The organism is Cupriavidus sp. KK10 (assembly GCF_018223725.1).
Taxonomy (GTDB): Bacteria; Pseudomonadota; Gammaproteobacteria; order Burkholderiales; family Burkholderiaceae; genus Cupriavidus; species Cupriavidus necator.
The window spans coordinates 3,834,445-3,850,779 of the sequence record NZ_CP073677.1; the positions used below are offsets into that span (position 1 = coordinate 3,834,445).

The following is a 16,335-nucleotide window of genomic DNA, read 5'->3' on the forward strand; positions in this document are numbered from 1 at the left end:
CAGGCACGCTACCGCTGCCGGAGCGCGGCATCTGTTCGGCGTCGAACGCAGGCGCTTGCCCCCTGCGCCATGACGGCCGGCGAGGTTCTGTGGTGTACGACACGTTCCCGCGCGCTCGGGTGGTTCACAGGGACGGGCGAATCGGATTTCATATCTCCTGTACATGGCACAGGCGGCGGGAATCGATCATGAAGCGCGTTCTGGATGTTGTCCTCACGTCGGTGGCGCTGGTGGTGCTGGCGCTGCCCTTGCTGGTCGTGATGGGGCTGGTTCGCTGGAAGCTTGGCGGTCCGGTCTTCTTCCGGCAGACGCGGGCAGGCCTCGACGGCAAGCCCTTCGAAGTCATCAAGTTCCGCACCATGACGGATGAGCGCGGTCCCGATGGCGAACTGCTGCCCGACGCGCAACGGATCACGCCGTTCGGCTGGATGATCCGGCGCACCAGCATCGACGAACTGCCGGAGCTCTGGTGCGTCCTGAAGGGCGAGATGAGCCTGGTCGGGCCGCGCCCGCTGCCCACGTTCTACCTGCCCCTCTACTCGCCAGAACAGGCGCGGCGGCTGCTGGTCCTGCCGGGCATCACGGGCTGGGCGCAGGTCAACGGGCGCAATTCGCTGAGCTGGGAGGAGAAGTTCCGGCTGGACGTCTGGTACGTGGATCACCAGTCGTTCTGGCTCGATCTCAGGATCCTGTGGCGAACCATCGGCACGGTGCTGGCCAAGGAAGACATCAGTGCCGCCGGCGAAGTCTCGGCGACCCGCTTCTGCGGGAGCAAGGAGGCGCCATAGACGCCATGGGCGCCGTGGCCCGCACCGCAACCCTTGGGGAATTGCCAATGCTCGATACCGGATTCTCGCCCTGGCCCAGCTTCAGCCGCGAAGAGGCGCAGGCAGTGCAGCGCGTGCTGCTCTCGAACCGTGTCAACTACTGGACCGGCACCGAGTGCCGCGACTTCGAAAAGGAGTTCGCGGCATGGTGCGGCGCCGAGTACGCCGTCACCCTGGCGAACGGAACGCTGGCGCTCGATGTGGCGCTGCATGCGCTGGACATCGGGCCGGGCGACGAGGTGGTCGTCGCGCCCCGCACCTTCCTGGCCAGCGTTTCGTGCGTCGTCAATGCGGGGGCGAAGCCGGTGTTCGCGGACGTCGATCCGGACAGCGGCAACCTCAGCGCCCACACCATCGCGGCCGCGCTGACGCCGCGCACGCGCGCCGTCATCTGCGTGCACCTGGCCGGTATGCCGTGCGACATGGACCCCATCATGGCGCTGGCGCGCGAGCACGGCTTCAAGGTGATCGAGGACTGCGCGCAGGCGCACGGCGCCGTCTACAAGGGACGCATGGTCGGCACCATCGGCCATATCGGGGCCTGGTCCTTCTGCCAGGACAAGATCATGACCACAGGGGGCGAGGGAGGCATGGTCACCACCGACGATCGCGAGCTGTGGTCGCACATGTGGTCATACAAGGATCACGGCAAGAGCTGGGAGGCCATGCATGGCCGCGCGCATCCACCAGGCTTCCGCTGGGTCCACGACGCCTTCGGCACCAACTGGCGCATGACCGAGATGCAGGCCGCGATCGGCCGCATCCAGTTGCGGCGCATGGCTGACTGGCACGAACGGCGCACCGCCAACGCCATGGCGCTGGCAGATGCGCTTGGTGCTTGCGATGCTCTGCACGTGCCGCTGCCGCCAGCCGGGATCGAGCATGCCTGGTACAAGTTCTATGCGTTCGTGCAGCCCAGGGGCCTCGCCGAGGGCTGGAGCCGCGACAGCATCATGGCTGCCATCAATGCCGCCGGCGTGCCCTGTTATGCGGGCATCTGTGCCGAGGTCTACCTCGAGAAGGCCTTCGACGGCACCGGATTGCGCCCGCCTGCACGGCTGCCGGCAGCGCGCGCGCTGGGCGAGACCAGCCTGATGTTCCTTGTGCATCCCACGCTCACGGATGATGAAGTGCGCATGACCGGGCAGGTGGTGCGCAGCGTGATGCAACAGGCAACGCGCGTGGCGGCTTGATGGCGACTTTCCTGTGGAACCACTACCTCTATTTCGGCGAAAGCCGCGTGGCATTGCCGCTGGTGGCCTGGGTCGCGGTCTGCTTCGTCGTGGCCGGGCAAGGCTGGCGCGCGCTGCGCTGGGCGGTATCGTTCGGCGTCGGCGGCGCATTGCTGATGGCGGCCAAGTCCGCGTTCAGCTACGCCGGCTGGTCCCTTCCGACCATCGGCGTCTACAGCGTCAGCGGGCACGCCATGCTGACCGCAGCGGTGTACCCGGTGCTGCTGATGCTGCTGGGTTCCGTGCTGGGCAGGCAGATGGCATGGCTCGGACTGGCGACTGGGGTGGGGCTGGCCTTGTTCATGCCCGTGGTGCTGGTGACGGATTTTCACCATACGATCGGTGAGTCGCTCATCGGGCTGGGGGTCGGGTTTGCCGTTGCCGGGGTGACCCTGTGGCGCTGGCGGCCGGTTGGCTTTCTGCACGTCGGCGCGGCCGTGGCATTGCTGGTGCCGGTGGCGCTGCTGTTCGACCCGCGCGACGCCGTCGAAGACTTGCAGGGCGCGTTGCGCAGCCGCGTCATGCTCTGGACGGGAGCGACCGGCGAATACTGGCGCAGCATCGACCCGGATCCGGCAACGGGAAGGCGGGTCATCTCCGTCGGGTTTTGGAGTGAGAGAGACACGTCAGGGCAGGTCCCCCATCGGCGCCGGCATCACAGCGCATGGCCGTCGTATGAAGTTCTCATTGAGCGCGCTGGACGGCACCCATGAAATCTGCCACGGAATTCGGCTCATTCTTCCCGCTCGACCCCGCCGTCCCCCTGGGCGGTGAGGCCTGGCTGCGCCCGGGCGACCTGCTGACCGGCACCGGCCGCGATGCGCTGCGCGCGATGGTGGCGCACGGGCGCTCGCACGGATGGCGGCGGCTCTATGCGCCCAGCTACTACTGCCATGCGGTGCTGGACGACATCGCCCGCGACATCGACGTGCGCATGTATCCGCATGCTCCGTTCGGCGGCCCGGCGCAGCTTGCGCTGGGCGACGACGAGGCCGCGATCGTTCCGGAATACTTTGGCCTGCAGGCCGAGGTGGAGGTGCAGGGCGGCAGCGTCCTGCTCGACCGCTCCCACGACCTGCTCGCCACCTGGTCCTACGCGCGGGCGCCGGACTATGTGTTTGCGTCGCTGCGCAAGACCCTGCCGGTGCCCGACGGGGGACTGGTGCGGCCGCCGCCCGGGCAGCCGTTTGCACGTTCGCTTGCGCCCACGCCGGCACATGTGCGCGCCGCCGCCAGCATGGCCGCAGCCATGGCGATGAAGGCGGCGTACCTGGCCGGCGCGCAGGTCGCCAAGGCGGCCTACCTGGCGCTGGCCGCCGAGGCCGAGGGCAATCTGCGCAGCGATGCCGAAATCTCCGGGCCATCGGCGCTGACGCGCGTGCTGGCGCCGGCCGTCGATCTTGGCTGGATGCGGCAGCGGCGGCAGGAGAACCTGGCGCTGCTGGCCCGCTGTTTCGCCGGCCCGCACGCCGCCCTGCCCGCCGGCATGCAATGGCGGGAAACGCCGGCCTTTGGCATCCTGCTGTGCGCCGATGCGCCGCAGCGCGAGCGCGTCCGGCAACGGCTGATCGGCGCGGATGTCTATCCGGCGGTGCTCTGGCCCATGACCTGGCCCGGCGTTCCCGAGGACAACCACCGCCTGTGCGGGCGCATACTGGTCCTTCATGCCGACTACCGCTACGGCCTGCACGACATCGGGCGCCTCGGCGAGATCATCTTGCAGATCGCCGCCAGCATTGCCGCAAATCCCGATACTTCCGACGAGGACCGACGATGATGAAGATCAATCTGCTGGAGACATCCAGCGCCGAGTGGCTCGACGTGCTGCAGCGTTGCCGGCACGACAGCCACCATATGCCGGGATGGCTGCGGGCGGCGCAACATGAAGGCAGTGGCAAGGCGTTTGCCATCCACGTCATGGATGACGGCCATGAACTGTTCGTGCCGCTGCTGAACCGCGACATCAACGGCAAGGACTGGGATGCAAGCTCGCCCTACGGGTTTGCCGGCCCGCTCGTCAGCGACGACGCGCCGGACGCGTTCATTGACACCGCCTTGTCCGAGGCCCTGGAACTGCTGCGCGGGCGCGGCTGTGTTTCATGCTTCATCCGGCTGAATCCGATTGTCAACGCGCCATGGCGCAGCGCCGTCGGCACGCTGATCGATCATGGCATGACGATCTCGATCGACCTCTCCAAGAGCGAGGCCGAGCATTGGCACGACACCTCGCACGGGCACAGGCTGGAGATCTCCAAGGCCATGCGCGCGGGGGTCACGGTGCGGCTGGACGAGACGCTGGAAACGCTGCCGCATTTCATCCGTCTCTACAACGCGTCGATGGACCGGCTGCGTGCTTCCGACTACTACTTCTTCGACGACGCTTACCACTACACCCTGGCCCGGGAGCTCGGCGACCGGCTGCGGCTGTTCGTGGCGGAGGAGGATGGCGTCATCATCGGCGGGGCGACCGTCACGGTGTCTGACGGCACCGGCATTCTGCAGGGCCACTTGATGGGTATCGACGCACGCTACCGGCACCGTCAGCCCAGCAAGATCATGCTGCACGCTATCCGGCAGTGGGGACGGGAGCAGGGCCACCGCTATTACCACCTCGGCGGTGGCCTCGGCGGCTCGGCCGAGGATTCGCTGTTCCGCTTCAAGCGCGGGTTTTCGCCGGACACCCATGTATTCCGCACGCAGCGGGTGGTAGTGGATCCCGGCAAGTACCTGGCGCTGTGCGACGGCACGCCCTCGGTGCTTGAGGATCTGAGCGGATACTTCCCTGCCTATCGACGGTAGGCCCGGCAGGGCCGGGGCACGGATGACGAACGACAGCCGCCCTTTGAGGCGGCTGTCGTGTCTGGCAAGCAGCGCTCGGGGGATGGCGAATCAGAGCTTGCCCGGGCTCGAGAGCGACACCGGCTTCGCTTCGCTGGCCAGCTCGGGCTGGCCCAGCGCGTGGGCCGCGACCCGGCGCAGCACGACCTGGCGCGGCACCCCGGCGTCGTCCGGCGTGTCCTGGATGGCCTGGCCGCTTTCGGCGGGCACGGCGGCAGGCACCGGCTTGCGGCTGGCGTCGTCGAGCGAGGTATACGGGGCGTATTCCGGCACGATCGCCTGCACCATCGTCTGGATCTTCAGTTCGTCGCGGGCGTCGCAGGCCGCGTAGAGCCGGGTCAGCATCTCCCGCAGCTCCGCCTCCTCCAGGCTTGGCTCCTGGGAGCACATGATGCGTTCGTGGTCGCTGGGCGTGACATTGCCGCCGATCAGCAGCTCCTCGTAGAGCTTCTCGCCCGGGCGCAGGCCGACGAACTTGACCTCGATGTCCCCGTTCGGGTTCTTGGGGGTGCGCTCCACCAGCCCGGCCATCTCGATCATGGTCCGGGCCAGATCCACGATCCGCACCGGCTGCCCCATGTCCAGCACGAACACCTCGCCGCCGCGGGCCATCGCGCCCGCCTGGATCACCAGCTGCGAGGCTTCGGGGATCAGCATGAAGAAGCGGATGACATCGGGGTGTGTGATCGTGATCGGCCCGCCCGCTTCAATCTGGCTGCGAAACAGGGGAACCACGGAGCCGGAAGACCCCAGCACATTGCCGAAGCGGACCATCGCGAAGACCGTGCGGGTGCCGGGCCGTGCCGCCGCGGCCTGGAAGATCAGCTCCGCGATGCGCTTGCTCGCGCCCATCACGTTGGTGGGGCGGACGGCCTTGTCGGTCGAGATCAGCACACAGGTCTGCACGCCGAAGCGGTCAGCCATGTTGGCGATGGTGAGCGAGCCCAGTACGTTGTTGCGAATGCCCTCGGGCATGTTGCTCTCGACCAGGGGCACGTGCTTGTAGGCCGCGGCGTGATAGATGGTATCGACCTGCTGGCCCTGCATGGCGGCGGCCACGGCATTGGCGTCGCACACCGAGCCGATGCGCGCCAGCAATGGCACCCCGGGGAAGTTCCGGCGCAGGTCCTGCTCCACCATGTACAGCGCCCATTCGGAATGGTCGAACAGGATCAGCTTGCGCGGCTGCTGCGTGGCAACCTGGCGGCACAGCTCGCTGCCGATGGAGCCGCCCGCGCCGGTCACCATGACGACCTTGCGGTGCGTGCACTTGGCGAACAGCGCCTCGCGCGGCGGCACGGCTGGCCGGCCAAGCAGGTCCTCGACCTTGACCTCGCGGATCGACTGCATGGTGATCTTGCGGTCCACCAGCTCGAGCAGCGTGGGCAGGGTGCGCACGCTCACGGCGTATCGATGCAGCTTGTCCAGGATGCGCTTGCGCCGGTCCGGCGACAGCGAAGGCACCGCCAGCACCACTTCGTCGATGCCCAGCCGCTGCAGCTGCTCCCGCATGCGCGAGGTATGGAACACCGGCAGGTCGGTGAAGGTGTGGTTGTCCAGCGAAAGGTCGTCGTCGAAGAAGCACACGGCCTCATGGTCGACGCTGGCGCGCATGGCGTTGGCGAGCTGGAAGCCGGCCTCGCCGGCGCCAAAGATGCCCACGCGCCGGGTCGGGCGCCCGCGGGCGCTGCGCCACAGCTCAGTGCGCCGCAGCATGGCGCGGATCAGGAAGCGCGAGATCACGACGTAGGCGAAGGCGATGAACCAGTAGATCAGCAGGCCGGCGCGCGGCAGCCGGCTGTCATTCATGAGAAAGGACACGGCGTAGGTCAGCCCGACCATGGCTGCCATGCTGATGCCGGCGGCCCACAGCACCTTGAGGTCGATGTAGCGCAGCACGGTCCGGTACAGGCCGCTGAACGAAAACACCGGGATCGTGCACGCCGCGATGAACAGCGGCGGCAGCAGGCCGTACTGGACGATCAGCTCCTGATTGCCGGAGCGCAGCAGCAGGGCCAGCGCGAAGCACAGGGGCAGGGCCAGCAGGTCGACCGTCATCATCAGCACGATCTTCTGGCGGCGCGAAAGGGATAGCAGGCGCAGGGAGCGCGGGGCTGTCATGCCCGGAACTCCTGCAACACCACCGCTGCCATTGTCACTGCTACCCGCATGGCCCACAGGCTCTGGCTGGCGGGAACCGCTCGATGCATCCATATCGGTGTGTCCATTGCACGGCTCTTCTGCCCGGAAGGCGCCGGCGTCAGCCTGCGACTGGCTGTGATGCCATGGGTCGCCGTGGGTTCACGCATCACCGTGTGCCGGCGTGAATCCGCTTTCCTGCAAAGCTATCGTTTCTGCGTGGTGTGGCGCAATCGGGCTACGTGCGCTGCCGAACGTGGAATGGCGATGGGCCAGGGCACGCAGAAACGGGTACGCATGCCATTGCCGCCAGCTGGTGTCGTCATCGATCGCGCCATGGCAGGCTGGCGCAGAGGGAGCACGGGGAAAGGGCGTTATTGCCGCGGCGCAGGCGCTGCAATGCGGGTACGTGCGTTGCAGCACAGGCGCTGGCGAGGGAGCGCAGAAATGGGTACGCTCCCCGGGCCTGCGTGGCGGTCAGTCGCGCGGCAGTGGCGCGCTGAGGCCGGTCCCTGACCCCTGGCGCCCGGCTGGTCGCGGGCCGCGTAGCAGCTGCCACAGGCAAGTCGCCGTGTCATAGAAGGTGCCGGCGCCGCGCAGGCCGGCTGCGCGCAGGTGGTGCGCAAGGTCGTGCGGCAGGGCCAACAGCAGGAACAATGCCGTCTTCAGCGGGTGCTCCGGGCCATGGTCATAGCGCCGGCAGGCCACATACAGCCGTGAGGCGTCGCTGGCGGGGCACGGCCGGTCGGCCGACACCGATGGCAGGCGCTGGTTGACTGCGCTCGGGACCATCTCAATGCGGTAGCCGAATTCCTGCACCGCGCGTGCGGCCAGTTCCAGGTCGTCGTAGCCGACGGCAAGGTGCTCGTCGAACGACAGGTTCTCGAACAGCTCGCGCGGGAACACCGCGCTGTGCAACAGCACCGAGCACAGGCGCTCGCCGCGGCGGTAGTCCAGTGTCGGGTAGCCCAGGAACGCCGGCTTGCGCGGAGCGCCGCGCCGCCCCTGGCAGACCTCGGTCCCGGTCAGGATGAGCGGCGTCGCGCAGCCGGCGGTGGCCCGCCGGAGATGGTCGTCGGCTACGGACTCGGTCATCTGCTGCAGGAAGGTTGCGCCCAGCAGGGTCTGGTCATCCAGGAACAGTACGTGCGAGCCGGTGGCCGCGCGCAGGGCGCGGTTGCGGTTGGCGGCCCTGGAGCGGCGCGGGCCTTCCAGGTAGGTGATGTCCGGATAGTCCCGGCGCATCATCTCGCGCGTGTCGTAGCCGCTGCTGTCGTCGGTGACGATGAGCTGGTGCGGCGGCATGGTGGAATCAGCGACCGATTGCAGCGTGTGCCGCAGCTGCTCGGGATGGTCGCACGTGGAGATGCACACCGAAACGGTGGGCAGGAAAGAGCTTGCCGGCATGGTGACCCCTCCAATGTTCGGCAGATGGCAGACGCCTGCGCCGGCCCGTCTGGTGCGGGCGCGGCGCAGGGTCCTGAATTACAGCACCGGGCTGGCGGCCTGGAACGCGGCGTCGCTGGTGCGGGATGCAACCACCGGGCGCGCGTTGCTGCCGCGCGTGAGGCGTTCATCGCCGCTGACCCACTCGAGCGTCGCGCCACGCTGCAGGGCGGCATAGACGGCCTCGCCCTTGTTGCGTACCTTCAGGCGCTGGTACAGCGTGCAGGCGTGGCTCTTGACCGTGGCCACCGAGATATTGAGCATGCGGCTGACGGTCTTGATCGGGTAGCCGCGTGCCAGCAGCACCAGCACCTCGTACTGGCGCGGCGTGATCTTCAGCATTTCGGCTTCGTCGTAGCTGGGCTCTTCCTCGACCAGCGGCGCTGGGCTGGTGGAAGCCGGGGCCGACAGCGGCTGCCCCGGCCGCAGGCAGGTGAGGTCGCGCACCGCCACGGTGGTGCGCGCGGCTCCGGGCGTGCCGGCGCATGCCACCAGCGACAGTTGCTCGCCTGTGAGCGCGTGCGCAGGGTTCAGCGGCAGCGGCGCGGCCGAGGCCAGCGACTGCACCGCCGGCATGGCCGAGCGCGACGCCGACGGCATGGAGCCGGTCTCGGCCGAGAACAGCAGCCCCTGCACGCCTGACACCGCCAGCCGGATGGCCGCCTCGATCACCGCAAGCGAAGCGGATTTCGGCAGGCAGCCGCATACGCCGCGTGCGCTGTCCGCGTTGGGCACATGCAATGGCAAGATGTCCGCCAGGATCAGGATGCGGTGCGGCGACAGGGCTTCGCGGGCCTGTTCGAGTTGCGGCCAGCCAGACCCCACATCGGCGGGCATGCCGAATACCAGCAGGTCGGCATTGTGGTGCCGGGAATCCAGCCTGGCGATGTCCGCAGGCGCAATGGCGGCAACCTGGGCGGACTCCTGGATGTTCTCGAGCATCTGCAGCAGCCCGAGCCGGAGCAGTGGATGCTCCTCGATCAGCAACGCATTCATTGTCTTCACTCCCCGTTACTCGGGAGCGGACTGCGGGGCGCTTTGCGTATGGAGGGGCATTGCAGGACAGCAGTCACCCGCGGCGACTGGCTGCTTGTCTGACCCCCATGCTTCCATGCTCCCGCAGTCCCGTTCTTCTGGATGGAACTTGTCGGCGGCTGGAAGGTTGACCCGAACCCGGACCCGAAAGATTCTCGCTCCTAAATCGGCTTAAATTCATCTTATGGGCTGGTTGAATGGAATGCAAGCAGGCCGGTCTGGGACGAGTAGGGGTGGGAATGAAAGGACATACATAATCCTTTCAAAAATCACCCAAATGCGCCGGTCCAGGTTCCGCAAACGCCGCGCTGGCGCGGGGTCCAGGAGGTTTCATGGATGTGACATCCGGATTTAATTTGGTTGCAGCACTGAAACAGATAGCATTATTGACACCCCTCGTAAGTAGTGTTCTTAACCCCATCGTGGGGTATCGGTAATATATCTGCGGCGGATTGCTCCAATCATGAAACGCCGCTTTCATATGTGTTTTCGAAATAGGCCTGCCTGATTTTCAGGCAGGTCGGGCGCATGGCCTAATGCTTCTGGATGAGAGACGTCTCCCACCTCGGGATGAGCCCTGCGGCGTCGGCTGCACCGGCCTGCACCGGGCTTGCCACCGCCTGCCGGGAGGGCAGGGCGGCGGGCCCGGGGCCGGCCGGCAGGTCCGCCCGCGGAGGCGTCAGCGGGCCCAGTGGCCGGGGCGCATGACCCAGCCGTGCGGGCCGCGCACCCAGCGCTCGGGCACATAGCGGTAGCCTGGACGCTGCGCCTGCCAGTAGCCGCCACGCCAGTCGTAGCGCCCGCCGGTGGCGGCCCAGTGGCCCGGCACCCAGACCTGGCCGCGGCGCGCGGCGGGGTGCGGTTCATAGCGCGGCGGCGGGGGCGGATGGCCATAGCCGTGGGCGACCACCACCGGCTGGGCCTCGGCGGGGGCGGTCAGTCCGAAGACGCCGCCCGTGGCGAGGACGGCTGCGGCAAGCAGGAGCTGGCGTTTCATGTGGATTCTCCTTGGGGCGGTTGGAAGTGGCTGGATCGATCAATAGCGGTCGTAATGGTGGTAGCGCGGCGGCGGCCCGCCGCGCGGTGGCACTACGATGCAGGCGGACAGCAGTGCGGCCGTGGTGGACAGCAGCACCACCAGCGAGAGGGCGCGTTTCATATGGACTCCTGGCGGGTTCGCGTTGGACACGGCTTCAATGTAGCGAGCCGGCCCCGCACTGCGCGCTTGCACTTGTAAGGCTGTCTCACATGGGCTTGTCCCGCTGGCGCAGGCCTGCGCCGAGCGCGCGGCATCCCGGAAGCCCTTGCGTATCAAGGCATTGCGCGCATGGCGGCAGGCCCATGGCGTGGTGTTCGCGTGCCGGGTCGGAGGTAATGTGACGTTACACCGGAAATAATTCTCGCAAGGCAATGGGCCCCGGCGCGGGCGTTGCACGCTTTGTGGGCGGCCTGGCTGGGCACGCAGAAACGGGTACGCCGCGATGGTGCGCGATGCCTCGGCATGGCCCGGTGAAGGGCGTACTGGTAGCGTCACGGCGCCATCGTGGTGCCGTCACGGGACTTCAGGCGCGCATTTCAGTGGGGCGGAAATGGCATGAAGCTTGCGCCATGGGCTATACCAGTCGGAAGTGGCCTCGTGTGCTTGAAGGAGGCGTCATGCCGGTCATGCTCATCGTGCTTGCCCTGCAATGGCTGCAGGGGTTGTCGCCGCCCGCCGCGGCGTTGTTCGCGCTGCCTCAGGAGATGGCGCCCGTGGACGCCGCGGCCATCATCGAACCCGCGCTGACACGCTGACATGGGCTGACGCCGGGGTGGTATGACCACCCTGCCGCCGTGGCAGTCCGAGTGGTTCCATCCAACCTACCACTGTCATGGAGTCAGCATGAACCGCAGCGACGTCACCGACCTCATCATCGAAGCCAAGGTCACCCGCGGCATTACCTGGGCGCAGGTGGCCGAGCGCGTCGGCCGCAGCAAGGAATGGACAACCGCGGCGTGCCTGGGCCAGATGGCATTCGACGCCGCCGGCGCGCGCGCGGTGATGGAGGCGTTCGGGCTGCCGCCCGAGGCCGAGCCCTGGCTGCGCGAGGTGCCGTACAAGGGCTCGCTGCCGACGCAGGTGCCGGCCGATCCGCTGATCTACCGCTTCTACGAACTCATCAGCGTGTACGGCACCACGTTCAAGGCGCTGATCCATGAAGAGTTTGGCGACGGCATCATGAGCGCGATCGACTTCCGCATGGACCTGCAGCGCGAGCCCGATCCCAACGGGGACCGGGTGCGCATCGAGATGTCGGGCAAGTTCCTGCCCTACAAGACTTACTGAGGGGCGACTGCGCGCACGGGCGGCAGCGCAAAGGACACGTCATAGCGCGCCGGGTCCAGGCGCATGGTCAGCACGCCCACCAGCGCGGCGCAGGCCAGGTGGTACCACCAGCCGGCGGCGAAGTCGCCGGTGCGTTCGTGCAGCATGGCGGTGATCCAGGGCGCCAGCGACGCCAGCAGGAAGCCGCCGCCCTGCATCAGGGCGCTCAGCGCGCCGGCGCTGTCGGGGTCCGGCAGGTGGTCCAGCGCCACCACCAGGTACAAGGCAAAGCAGCCGCCCAGGCCGGCGCCGCCGATCACGGCCCACGCGTGCGGCGCGGCGTCGGGCCACAGCGCCAGTCCGCCGAAGCCCGCCACCTGCATGGCCAGCGCCAGCGCCATCCAGGCGCGGCGGTCCAGGCTGCGTGCGGCCAGCACCGGCAGCAGCAGTGCCGCGGCGGCCTGCGCCACCGCCATCAGCGCCACCAGCGACCCGCTCGCCGAAGCGCTCCAGCCGTGGTCCTGGTAGAACGGCGCAAGCCACGCCACCAGCGACGCATAGCCGCCGTTCATGACGCCAAAGCAAGCCATCAGCAGCCAGGTGCGCGGACGCCGCAACAGCGCGCGAGTTGCCCCCGCCGGGCGGCTTGCCGGTACCCCGGGGCCGCGCGCCGCGGCGCGCGGCAGCGCCACCCAGGCCAGCGCCAAGGCTGCCAGCGCGGGCATGGCCCACAGCGCCAGCGCATCGCGCCAGCTGCCGGCCAGCGCCGTCACGTAGGGCGACAGCTGCGCGCCGAGCGCGCCGCCGCCCATCAGTGCGGCGGAGTACAGCCCCATCACCGGCGCCACGCGCCCCGGGAATTCCTGCTTGACCAGGCCCGGGCAGGCGGCCTGCACCACGGCCACGCCCAGCCCGCACAGCGCGGCCGAGGCGATCAGCCAGGTGCCGTCCGCCACGCCCAGCCGCAGCGCACAGCCGGCACCCAGCAAGGCCAGCGCGCCCAGCACCGCAGCGCGCGCACCCAGCCGTTCGCGGATGGCCGGCCCGAAGAAGGCGCCCACGCCCATCAGCAGCATCGGCAGCAAGGTCAGCCAGGCCATGCCCTGGTAGCTGAGGCCGGTGCCGGTGCGGATGGCCGGGGCCAGCGGCCCCACCGCGGTCAGGAACGGCCGCAGGTTCAGGCCGATGCCGGCGACCGCGGCCAGCACCAGCCAGCGCGGGGTGGTGCGGATGTTGCGGACCGCGCTGCCGTTGGCGCCGCGCGCGCCCTCAGCCACGGGGCGCGCGCGGGCCGTAGAGCTGCGCCGCAGAGAGATCGACCGGCACCCGCGTGAGCGGCAGTGGCGGCGAGTTCAGCGACAGGCGCAGCGCCTGGTAGGCGGCGTCGCTCGACATGCCGTAGGGCGCCGCATCTTGGTTGTCGAAGGCGTAGTAGACCGCCTGCACGCCGGCCATGGTCATCGCCGCCAGACACATCGGGCAGGGGTGGCCGCTGGCGTAGATCACGCTGCCGCGCAGGTCGGGACGGCCCAGCTTGCGTGCGGCGGCGCGCACCGCCTCCATCTCGGCATGGGTGGTGGGGTCGTGGCTGTGGACGATGTCGTTGACGCCGGTGGCGACGGCCTCGCCGTCGAGCACCAGCACCGCGCCGAAGGGGCGCGCGCCACGGTCACGGTTGGCCGCTGCAAGGCGAATCGCCTCGCGCATGAATTCCTGGTGAGTGGTCATGGTTGGCAAAGAAGTGAGTGCATGCTCTCGAACAGGGCGGCATGGGTCTTTGAGGGGCGTTCCCGGCGGCTGCAGGGCGCGGGCCGGGGCAGCGTGCCAACTGTACGCGGGGGCTTGGTAATTGGGAAATTAAATGATGAAATCGCCGGCAGTGGAAAAATCAATGGATAAACCGGCCATGCACGACCCTCGCCTCGATCCCGTGCTGCTGCAGAGCTTTGTCGCGGTGGCGGAAAGCGGCAGTTTTACCCGCGCCGCGCAGCGCGTGCACCTGACCCAGTCTACGGTCAGCCAGCAGGTGCGCCGGCTGGAAGACCAGCTCGGCTGCGTGCTGCTGGACCGCGGCGGCCGCTATGTCACCACCACGCCCGAGGGCGAGCGCCTGCTGGGCTACGCGCGCCGCCTCCAGCAGCTGATGGCCGAGGCGGTGGGGCAGCTGCGCCAGAGCGCTGGCCAGGGCGAGATCCGCATCGGCGTGCCCGAGGACTTTGCTGCGCGGCCGCTGACGCCGGTGCTGGCCGGGTTTGCCGATGACTGGCCGGGCATGCGGCTGGAGGTGACCAGCGGCATGAGCCATGAGCTGTGGCAGCGCTTCCAGGACCGGGAACTGGACTTGGTGCTGGTCAAGCAGCGGGTTGGGCAGGCGCCGGGGCTGGCCAGCTGGCCCGAGCCCCTGTGCTGGTTCGACAGCCGCGGCCGCCCGGCGGTGGCGCGCGACCCGGTACCGCTGGTGGCGTTTCCGGTGGGCGGGCTGTACCGCGGCGAGATGACGCACGCGCTCGACGCCGGCGGACGGCGCTGGCGCGTGGCTTTTGTCAGTGCCAGCCTGGCCAGCATCCTGGCCGCGGTGGCCGACGGCCTGGGCGTGACGCTGCTGCCGCGGCGCCTGGCCACGGCCCAGCACCAGGTGCTGGAGGACGACGGCTGGCCCGCCGCGGTGCCCGACGTCGAGCTCAGCCTGCACGCGCAGCCGGATCTGCCGGCCGCGGCGCGCGACATGGCCGCACGGCTGGCCGCGCTATGCGAGACCGTGATGGGACCGGGCGAGCCGCCCGCGGATCAGCCGAAGAACTCGTTGTAGTAGCGGGTGCAGGTGCCGGCCGGGCGGAAGGTGTAGGGCAGCTCGGCCATCGCCGCGGCTTCCAGCGAGCCGAACGGGATGTCGGGCGCGGCCAGGGGGCCGGCTTCGGGGGCGGATTGGTGGTCGGGGCGCGCAAGCTGGGCGCGGGGGTTGGATGGCGAAGTCATGTCAGGCTCATTCTCAAGGGCCGGGCACTGCACCCGGAAATTGCGGATCGGCGTTGTCAACGCGTGCAGCCATCCTAATGCTGCAGCGCGGCGCAGTCAGCCACCCCAGCCTGAACACACTGTTGCGCAATCGGGCCCAATCGGGGCGACTTGCCCGGCGTTGCCCGCGCCTGGGTGCCGCCGGCGACTTGTGCCAACGCCTTGCGCAGCAGGGTCTATATTTGGCTGAGGGTTGCCTGCGCCGCTTGCCTTGCGGCCAGCGCGGCCCGAGTGCCGCCGACCTTTCGGAGCGTGCCATGTCGATGCCACCATGCTTTGCCGATCGCCGCGAGGCTGGCCTGTACCTGGGCCGCCGCCTGGCTGAGCTGGGTTTCGGCGCCGCACAACTGGGCCAGCCCGCGCTGGTGCTGGCGCTGCCGCGCGGCGGGGTGCCGGTCGCGTTCGAGGTGGTGCGCGCGCTCGACGCGCAGCTGGATGTGCTGCTGGTGCGCAAGATCGGCGCTGCCGGCTATCCCGAGCTGGCGCTGGGCGCGGTGGTGGAGGGCGATGCCGGCGGCGGCGGCCCGCACACGGTGGTCAATAACGATCCCTGGGCGCGGCGCGCCGTGGAAAGCGGCAGCTTCGATGCCGAGCGCGGCCGCCAGCTCGACGAGATCGCGCGGCGCCAGCAGCGCTATCGCGGCGGTGCGCCGGTGCCGGCGCGCGCCGGGCGCACGGTGATCGTGGTCGATGACGGCGTGGCCACCGGCGCCACCATGCGCGCCGCGCTTGAAAGCGTGCGCATGGCCGGGGCGGCGCGCGTGGTGGCGGCCACGCCGGTGGGGTCGGGGGAGGGGCTGGCCAGCCTGTCGGCCGCGGCCGACGAGGTGATCTGCCTGAACACGCCACCCAGTTTCGGCGCGGTTGGCGCGTTCTACCTGGATTTCTCCCAGACCAGCGACGAAGAGGCGCTGGCCCTGCTGCGCGCGGCGGCGGCGCCGCCTGCGCGCTGAGGTTCGCTCAGCCCTGGTCCGCCTGGCCCTTGCCCAGGCGCGCCTTCAGGTGCGGCACCAGCCCGCCGGCGGCCAGGATCGCGCGCAGGAAGTCAGGGATGGGCTCGCACGCGACCAGGCTGCCGTCGTCCAGGCGCAGTTGTGCCGACGCCAACTCCAGCACCGCGTGCGCGCCGTCGGCCAGGCGGCTGGTGTCGGCGCAGACCAGCACCGGCAGGCCCAGGTTGATGGCATTGCGATAGAACAGCCCGCCGAAGGACTGCGCCACCACGGCGCCCACGCCCAGTTCGCGCAGTGCCTGGGGCGCCTGCTCGCGCGAGGAGCCGATGCCGAAGTTGGCACCCGCCACCAGCACGTCGCCGGCGCGCACGCTGCCGGGAAACTCCGGGCGCAGCGAGGCCAGGCAATGCCGGGCCAGCACCGGCAGTGGCGATTTCATCAGCACGGCGGGGGCCATGGCATCGGTGTCGATGTTGTCGCCGAAGCGCCAGAGGCGGCCAGCGGGGGCGGGGGCGATAGCAGAGGTCATGCAAGAAGTCTGTCCC

18 protein-coding genes are annotated in these 16,335 nt (G+C 69.0%); 9 read left to right on the top strand and 9 right to left on the bottom strand.

Annotated elements, in window-relative coordinates:
- Positions 1 to 188: 188 nt before the first annotated feature.
- The 5 genes from KB879_RS17925 to KB879_RS17945 are packed head-to-tail and all read left to right on the top strand — an operon-like array spanning position 189 to position 4,858.
- Positions 189 to 788, top strand: coding sequence for a sugar transferase (locus KB879_RS17925; RefSeq protein ID WP_013951752.1), 600 nt, complete (start codon positions 189 to 191; stop codon positions 786 to 788).
- Between the two features lie 47 nt (positions 789 to 835).
- Entirely contained in the window at positions 836 to 2,020 is a 1,185-nt protein-coding gene (locus KB879_RS17930; protein ID WP_013951753.1) for a DegT/DnrJ/EryC1/StrS aminotransferase family protein, read from the top strand.
- The gene (locus KB879_RS17935) at positions 2,020 to 2,772 is read left to right on the top strand and encodes a phosphatase (RefSeq protein WP_153954319.1); all 753 of its coding nucleotides are present in this window, start codon (positions 2,020 to 2,022) and stop codon (positions 2,770 to 2,772) included. Before KB879_RS17930 ends, KB879_RS17935 begins: the two co-directional genes overlap by 1 nt.
- Positions 2,769 to 3,836: a hypothetical protein gene (locus KB879_RS17940; protein ID WP_153954320.1), complete on the top strand. Its 1,068-nt coding sequence runs from the start codon at positions 2,769 to 2,771 to the stop codon at positions 3,834 to 3,836. The genes KB879_RS17935 and KB879_RS17940 overlap by 4 nt, the downstream gene beginning before the upstream one ends.
- Positions 3,833 to 4,858: a GNAT family N-acetyltransferase gene (locus KB879_RS17945; RefSeq protein WP_013951756.1), complete on the top strand. Its 1,026-nt coding sequence runs from the start codon at positions 3,833 to 3,835 to the stop codon at positions 4,856 to 4,858. Before KB879_RS17940 ends, KB879_RS17945 begins: the two co-directional genes overlap by 4 nt.
- 90 nt (positions 4,859 to 4,948) lie before the next feature.
- Here KB879_RS17945 and KB879_RS17950 read toward each other — a convergent pair whose 3' ends face one another.
- From KB879_RS17950 to KB879_RS40215, 5 genes are all read right to left on the bottom strand, one after another.
- Complete coding sequence (locus tag KB879_RS17950) at positions 4,949 to 7,018, bottom strand: nucleoside-diphosphate sugar epimerase/dehydratase (protein WP_153954322.1); 2,070 nt, start codon at positions 7,016 to 7,018, stop codon at positions 4,949 to 4,951.
- 495 nt (positions 7,019 to 7,513) lie between these two features.
- Entirely contained in the window at positions 7,514 to 8,443 is a 930-nt protein-coding gene (locus KB879_RS17955) for a glycosyltransferase family 2 protein (RefSeq protein WP_013951758.1), read from the bottom strand.
- Between the two features lie 78 nt (positions 8,444 to 8,521).
- Positions 8,522 to 9,478 carry a LuxR C-terminal-related transcriptional regulator gene (locus KB879_RS17960; protein ID WP_013951759.1) on the bottom strand — a complete coding sequence of 319 codons (957 nt, stop codon included), beginning with the start codon at positions 9,476 to 9,478 and terminating at the stop codon, positions 8,522 to 8,524.
- Positions 9,479 to 10,196: 718 nt separating this feature from the next.
- Positions 10,197 to 10,514, bottom strand: a complete 318-nt coding sequence (locus KB879_RS17965; protein ID WP_153954323.1) for a YXWGXW repeat-containing protein — start codon at positions 10,512 to 10,514, stop codon at positions 10,197 to 10,199.
- 39 nt (positions 10,515 to 10,553) lie between these two features.
- The gene (locus tag KB879_RS40215; protein WP_013951761.1) at positions 10,554 to 10,676 is read right to left on the bottom strand and encodes a hypothetical protein; all 123 of its coding nucleotides are present in this window, start codon (positions 10,674 to 10,676) and stop codon (positions 10,554 to 10,556) included.
- A 497-nt stretch (positions 10,677 to 11,173) separates the two neighbouring features.
- Between KB879_RS40215 and KB879_RS17970 the strand changes: the two genes are divergently transcribed.
- Complete coding sequence (locus KB879_RS17970; protein WP_013951762.1) at positions 11,174 to 11,311, top strand: hypothetical protein; 138 nt, start codon at positions 11,174 to 11,176, stop codon at positions 11,309 to 11,311.
- A gap of 88 nt (positions 11,312 to 11,399) precedes the next feature.
- Positions 11,400 to 11,843, top strand: coding sequence for a cyanase (gene cynS, locus KB879_RS17975; RefSeq protein WP_041228499.1), 444 nt, complete (start codon positions 11,400 to 11,402; stop codon positions 11,841 to 11,843).
- Here cynS and KB879_RS17980 read toward each other — a convergent pair.
- A complete protein-coding gene (locus KB879_RS17980) occupies positions 11,837 to 13,099 on the bottom strand; it encodes a cyanate transporter (protein WP_013951764.1) in 1,263 nt (420 codons plus the stop codon). The genes cynS and KB879_RS17980 overlap by 7 nt on opposite strands.
- Complete coding sequence (locus tag KB879_RS17985; RefSeq protein ID WP_080569576.1) at positions 13,092 to 13,550, bottom strand: nucleoside deaminase; 459 nt, start codon at positions 13,548 to 13,550, stop codon at positions 13,092 to 13,094. The genes KB879_RS17980 and KB879_RS17985 overlap by 8 nt, the downstream gene beginning before the upstream one ends.
- A gap of 178 nt (positions 13,551 to 13,728) precedes the next feature.
- On the opposite strand from KB879_RS17985, the gene KB879_RS17990 reads away from it, so the two are divergent.
- Complete coding sequence (locus tag KB879_RS17990) at positions 13,729 to 14,631, top strand: LysR family transcriptional regulator (protein WP_041228764.1); 903 nt, start codon at positions 13,729 to 13,731, stop codon at positions 14,629 to 14,631.
- Here KB879_RS17990 and KB879_RS17995 read toward each other — a convergent pair.
- Entirely contained in the window at positions 14,610 to 14,798 is a 189-nt protein-coding gene (locus tag KB879_RS17995) for a hypothetical protein (protein ID WP_041228500.1), read from the bottom strand. The genes KB879_RS17990 and KB879_RS17995 overlap by 22 nt on opposite strands.
- A gap of 296 nt (positions 14,799 to 15,094) precedes the next feature.
- On the opposite strand from KB879_RS17995, the gene KB879_RS18000 reads away from it, so the two are divergent.
- Entirely contained in the window at positions 15,095 to 15,790 is a 696-nt protein-coding gene (locus KB879_RS18000; RefSeq protein WP_013951768.1) for a phosphoribosyltransferase, read from the top strand.
- Positions 15,791 to 15,797: 7 nt separating this feature from the next.
- On the opposite strand, the gene KB879_RS18005 is transcribed toward KB879_RS18000, so the two are convergent.
- Positions 15,798 to 16,319, bottom strand: coding sequence for a 3-isopropylmalate dehydratase (locus KB879_RS18005; protein WP_211979521.1), 522 nt, complete (start codon positions 16,317 to 16,319; stop codon positions 15,798 to 15,800).
- Between the last annotated feature and the right edge of the window lie 16 nt (positions 16,320 to 16,335).